Source organism: Celeribacter sp. (assembly GCF_048259695.1).
Classification (GTDB): domain Bacteria; phylum Pseudomonadota; class Alphaproteobacteria; order Rhodobacterales; family Rhodobacteraceae; genus Celeribacter.
Window position 1 is genome coordinate 1 of record NZ_JBLXHL010000054.1, and the last position, 5,366, is coordinate 5,366.

The 5,366-nt window shown below is 64.1% G+C and carries 5 protein-coding genes and 1 pseudogene; 4 read left to right on the plus strand and 2 right to left on the minus strand.

The features are described from left to right. The first annotated feature begins 33 nt into the window (after positions 1-33). The 4 genes and pseudogenes from ACN0Q0_RS17600 to ACN0Q0_RS17615 all read left to right on the plus strand — a co-directional run bounded on the left by ACN0Q0_RS17600 (position 34) and on the right by ACN0Q0_RS17615 (position 3,588). Complete coding sequence (locus ACN0Q0_RS17600) at positions 34-1,164, plus strand: hypothetical protein (RefSeq protein WP_417244489.1); 1,131 nt, start codon at positions 34-36, stop codon at positions 1,162-1,164. 278 nt (positions 1,165-1,442) lie between these two features. Beyond that, positions 1,443-1,885, plus strand: a pseudogene (locus ACN0Q0_RS17605) (IS5 family transposase); the annotation flags it as partial. Between the two features lie 88 nt (positions 1,886-1,973). Next, entirely contained in the window at positions 1,974-3,002 is a 1,029-nt protein-coding gene (locus ACN0Q0_RS17610) for an IS110 family transposase (RefSeq protein WP_343504304.1), read from the plus strand. A 190-nt stretch (positions 3,003-3,192) separates the two neighbouring features. After that, positions 3,193-3,588, plus strand: a complete 396-nt coding sequence (locus ACN0Q0_RS17615) for an IS5 family transposase (RefSeq protein WP_417244492.1) — start codon at positions 3,193-3,195, stop codon at positions 3,586-3,588. Positions 3,589-3,656: 68 nt separating this feature from the next. On the opposite strand, the gene ACN0Q0_RS17620 is transcribed toward ACN0Q0_RS17615, so the two are convergent. Together ACN0Q0_RS17620 and ACN0Q0_RS17625 are read right to left on the minus strand one after the other, a co-directional pair. Next, complete coding sequence (locus tag ACN0Q0_RS17620; protein ID WP_417244490.1) at positions 3,657-4,355, minus strand: GntR family transcriptional regulator; 699 nt, start codon at positions 4,353-4,355, stop codon at positions 3,657-3,659. After that, positions 4,352-5,366, minus strand: a 1,015-nt coding sequence (locus ACN0Q0_RS17625) for a MalY/PatB family protein (protein WP_417244491.1), incomplete at its 5' end; no start/stop codon positions are given. The genes ACN0Q0_RS17625 and ACN0Q0_RS17620, both read right to left, overlap by 4 nt.

A 5,366-nucleotide genomic window follows, 5' to 3' on the forward strand; every position in this document is an offset into this window, starting at 1 on the left:
CCCCGTATCAATTGACATCAGTGGAGGAGCAAGATGCTCAAACTCATAGCGACCTGCGCTCTGGGCGCGGTAACCCTGTGCCCGGGCTCGGCAGCCAAGGCGGAAGCGCCGCAAACCCTGGGGGCCGGCGGCCCGCCGCCCCTGTCGATCCGTGTGCTCGCGAACATGGGCCGGACCGGCCTTCTGGGGGTCATGTCCTCGAACGAGCGTTACGGCGCGGTGCAGTCCCGCGTCGCCTTCGGCCGCGGGATGTCGGCGCTGGCGGGCGTTCCCGGCAACCCGGCGGATGGCTATACCGACGGCGTGAGCGAGCTGCTCACCCCGCTCAGCGCCATCATCCAGCTGAACAAGGGCCCGAGTGACAGCGCCTCCTACCTGCGCTTTTCCTCCGACAATCGCTGGTCGGACGCCTGGCGCACCGAGAACGCCGGCACCGGCTTCGAGAGCGACAGCGAGGCGCATGGCTTCGGCGCGCAGTATTTCTATGCGCCGAACGCCGACCTGATGCTGGGGCTCGGGGTGGAGGTGAACCGCAACGAGGTCGAGATACGCCACAACGACGGCAGCAGCGACATTGAGTTCTGGGCGCTTCGGGCGGACGTGCTGAAGGTGGTGAACGACAACTGGGGCGTCGCCCTGCGCGCCGGTTGGTTCAACGAGACCGCCGAGACGAGCATCCCGCTGCCCTTCGCCACGATGGAGTCCGAGCAGGACGCGCAGCGGCTATACCTGCAGGCCGACGCGGTGGGCAACTTTACCAGGGCCGACATCGCGGCGCTGCCCGAAAGCTGGATCCTGCGCCCCAACATCGGCGCGGCCTGGCAGAAGACCTGGTTCGACGAGACCACCAACTCGCTGGGTGCAACGGTCAAGGGTCCGCGCGGCGAAAGCTCGGACGAATATGGGTCGGTCTATGCCAAGGCGGCGCTGCATCACGTTGGGAAGGGCAAGATCCACCCCTTCGCGGGGTTCGGCGTCGACGTCGAATTCGTCAATTCCTATGACGACTACGTCGATGAGTCGGCCTACTTCAACAGCTTCGCCGGGGCGTGGATCTCGCTCTCGCGCTCGGCGATGATCAATGTGAGCTACGGCCGCTACGACGGGTTCAACGGCAACCGGACCAAAGAGTCGCTGGTTGTTGCGCTTGGGGTGACCTTCTGACCTGCGGCGAGCGGTCGCCGCAATAGAAGTCAGCGCCCCGATAGCGATCAGGGCGCTGACTAGGTTTCATACCTTTCGGCCTGTTTTCAGAGCGCAATGTCGGGCGAGGCTCTCGACTTCGCCAACGGGCGCTGCGGTATTGCCGATCAGCGTGCGATCAAACGTCGGCATTGGCATCACCAGCTCCGGCGCTCCGGCAGTCTCGCTCCACCTAGGGTCAGGATGCATTGATTTCGCAGGAACGGCATGATTCACGGCTTTGAAAACGGAGCGGTGACATGAGCGATCTCTTCTGGCTGACCGACGAGCAGATTGCACGCCTGGCCCCTTTCTTCCCTAAGCCTCATGGTAAGCCTCGGGTCGATGACAGGCGGGTTTTGAGCGGGATTATCTTCATCAATCGTAATGGCTTGCGTTGGCGAGATGCCCCGAAGGAGTATGGTCCGCATAAGACGCTTTACAGCCGGTGGAAGAGGTGGAGCGAGAAAGGCATCTTCGCGCGGATGATGGCAGGTCTGGCCGCTGAGCACGGTGAAGAGAAGACCGTGATGATCGACGCGACATATCTCAAGGCCCATCGAACGGCGACCAGCATGGCCGCCAAAAAGGGGGGCGTGGTCGTCTGATCGGTCGAACCAAAGGCGGCATGAACACCAAGCTGCACGCCATCTGCGACAGTCAGGGGCGACCGATCGACTTGTTCGTCACCGCCGGACAGGTCAGATGGAGTGGTTGCCGCCCTCCCTAGACGGCATCGCAATGTGCCAAGGTCGTGGTGTTCAACTCCACGCGCAAAGGAGGACGGCTAGATGAAGAATATGATGATTGGAATCGATCTGGCAAAGGCGGTTTTTCAAGTTCATGGTGCTCTTCGAACGGGGGATGCCCAGTTCCGCAAGAAGCTGACGCGGAAGCAATTCCCCGCGTTCATGGCGCAGCAAGAGCCCAGCATGGTGATTTTCGAGGCGTGCGGCAGCGCACATTTTTGGGCCCGTGAGATGGAAGCTCTTGGGCACGAGGTAAAGCTGATCGCACCGCAATATGTGCGCCCTTTTGTGAAACGGCAGAAAAATGATGCGGCCGATGCTGAGGCGCTTGTCATTGCGGCACGCCAGCCTGAGATGCGTTTCGTGGAGCCCAAAACAGTCGAACAGCAGTCTTACGCGGCGGTCTTCCGCGGCCGGGAACGCCTGGTGCATCAGCGGACCGCTGATGTGAACGCCTTACGGGCTCTGCTGTATGAGCACGGCTATGTGTTTCCGGTCGGCATGTCCCACCTCAATCGCATGACGGCGCTTGTGCAGGATAAGGCCGTCCGCTTGCACGCGCTGATCCGGGAAGAGTGCCTGGACCTGCTCGGGCAGATCGCAGAGAAAACCGCGCGTATCATTGAGCGCACCACGAAGCTCAAGACGCTGGCCACCCAGTCAGACAGAGCGCGCCGGCTACAGACGATGCCGGGTATTGGGCCGCTGACGGCCGTTGCAGTCGAAGCGTTTGGTCCCGACATGGTGGAATTCAAAACCGGGCGCAACTTTGCGGCTTGGTTGGGCCTTGTTCCTCGACAACATTCCTCCGGAGGCAAGGAGCGCCTTGGTCGCATGACGAAGGCTGGTCAAGCCGATATCCGACGCCTGTTGATCATCGGCGCAATGTCGCGACTGAACTGGCTCGGACAGCGCACCATTACGGAGGGCAGCTGGCTGTCACGCATGCTGGCGCGCAAACCTAGGATGCTGGTCGCGATCGCGCTCGCCAATAAGATGGCCCGCCAGATCTGGGCGATGCTGACAAAGAATGAAGATTACAGAGATCCGGCGATGGCGATCGTAGCATGATGCTCATGTCGAAACGCTAGGGCCGGTGCTGAGGGAGTGTGAGAAGACGACGACCTGAATGGGCAAAATGATCGAACAGATCTGGATTGGGAAAACCAGTTAATCGCTACGAGCATTGAGCTCGAAAGTCAGATTTGGACCCAATCTGCTGATCACCATCTCGGCCCGCGGCTTCTGGAAACGCCGTATCATGAAGGCCTCACAGAAGTTCGCACTCGATCACACGTTAATATGGTCAAAAGCTTCTTGCACCACGGGCGGCAACCACAGAAGCGATTACATCGGCGCGCGCGCATTGCTCAGCGGCCTGCCAAATGTCAAATGGCTGCTCGGGGATCGTGGCTATGACGCCGACTGGTTCAGAGAAGCGTTGCAGGACAAGGGGATACGCGCCTGCATCCCGGGCCGAAAGAAACGCAAGGAGCCGGTCAAATACGACAAACGCCGATACAAGCGGCGCAATCGCATCGAGATCATGTTCGGAAGGCTCAAGGACTGGAGGCGTGTGACCACCCGATATGACCGGTGCCCGAAGGTCTTCCTTTCGGCCGTCGCCCTAGCCGCCCTCGTCATCTACTGGTTATGAATCCTGACCCTACGCCAATGGACGGCGGCGCATTAGGCAACATAGTTCGACCTTATCCGAGGGCCTGATCAAAGCTCGAGCGGCGAATTCTCGTCCGCGATGAGCGCGCTCAGCAGGCCGCGGCGGGTGTTCTCGGTGTGCAGGCTGATGGCCTCGCGCGCCGCCGCGCCGTCGCGGGCGCGCAGGGCGGCGACGATGCGGCTGTGGTCTTCTTCGGTCTCGGGGGTGACGTCGCGGATCGTCGCGCCCATGTGGAAGAGCCGGGTGCATTCCTCGAGATAGCCGGTGATCAGCGCGTGCAGCCGGGGCACCCGGGCGCCAAGCGCGATGGCGGCGTGGAAGCGGTTGTTGGCGGCGACGAACTCGAGCACCGGCAGGCTCTTGTCCTGCCCGTAGGTCTGGTGCGACAGGGTCCCGAGCTCGTCGAGCTCCTCGTCGGTCATGCGCAGTGCGGCCAGCTCCGCCGCCACCGCTTCCAGCGCCTTGCGCACGGTGAAGATGTCGGTGATGTCCTTCACGGTGACCGGGGTCACCCGGTAGCCGCGCCGGGGAAAGGCCTCGACCAGCCCCTCGAGCGTGAGCCGGGCCAGCGCCTCGCGCACCGGCGTCTTGCTCATCGACAGCCGCGCCGCCAGCTCCTGCTCGCCGATGTCGGTGCCCGGGCGCAGCGCGCAGGTGATGATCTCCTCGCGCAGCCGGGCATAGGCCTGGTCGGTGAGCGAGACCGCCTTGCCGCGCTCGCTCGCGGGTTTCTGCATTTTCGTCATCCCTGCCCCCTGTGGTCCCGCACGGCCCCCGCCATGCGCTGCAGTGCCTCGTCCAGCAGCTCCGGCGTGCAACCGTAGTTGAGCCGTGCCCAGCCTTCCAGACCTGACCCGAAGTCCGTGCCGCCGCTCAGGGCAACCCGGGCGCGGTCGAGGAAGAACTCCGCCGCGGGGACCGGCAGGCCGAGCGCGCGGAAGTCGATCCAGGCGAGGAACCCGGCCTCGGGGGGCAGCATCCGCGCGCCGGGGATCAGCCCGGGAAGGCGCGCCGCCAGCAGGTCGCGGTTGCCCTCAAGACGCGCGCGGACGGCGTCGCGCCAGTCCGTGCAGCTCTCGTAGGCCGCGCTCATCCCGGCAAGGCCGAGCACGGTCACGGTGTCCGCCATGCCGCGTTTCGCCCCCTCGAAAGGGGCGCGCATCGCGGCGTCGGGGACGATGGCGAAGGCGGTCTTGAGCCCCGGCACGTTCCAGGTCTTGGAGGCGGCCATCAGCGTCACCGAGCGCGCGGCGATCTCGCGCGAGAGCGAGGCGGCGGGGATGTGGCTGCGCCCGTCCAACACCAGCCCGCAATGGATCTCGTCGGAGATCAGCACCATGTCGTGGCGCAGGCAGAGCTCGGCGCGGTACTCAAGCTCGGCGCGGGTGTAGACCCGACCAGTGGGGTTCTGCGGGTTGCAAAGCAGCAGCGCGTCTGAGGCGCGTGCAGCGTCCTCCATCTCGGTGGCATCGCTGGACCAGCGCCCATCTTCGGGGCGTTGCCAGATCTCGTTGAGGGTCAGACCCCAGTGCCCCGGCGCGGCGCGCAGCGGCGCATAGACCGGCAGCTCCTCCAGTACGCCGCCGCCGGGCGAGGTGAAGGCTGACAGCCCCATGTTGAACCCGCCCTCGACCCCGGGCAGGAAGACCAGCCACTCGGGCTCGATCCGCCAGCCGTGGTCACGCAGCATCGCCCGGACCAGCACCTCGCGCTGCCCCTCGGTGGCCCGGCCGTAGCCCAGCACGCCATGGTCGAGC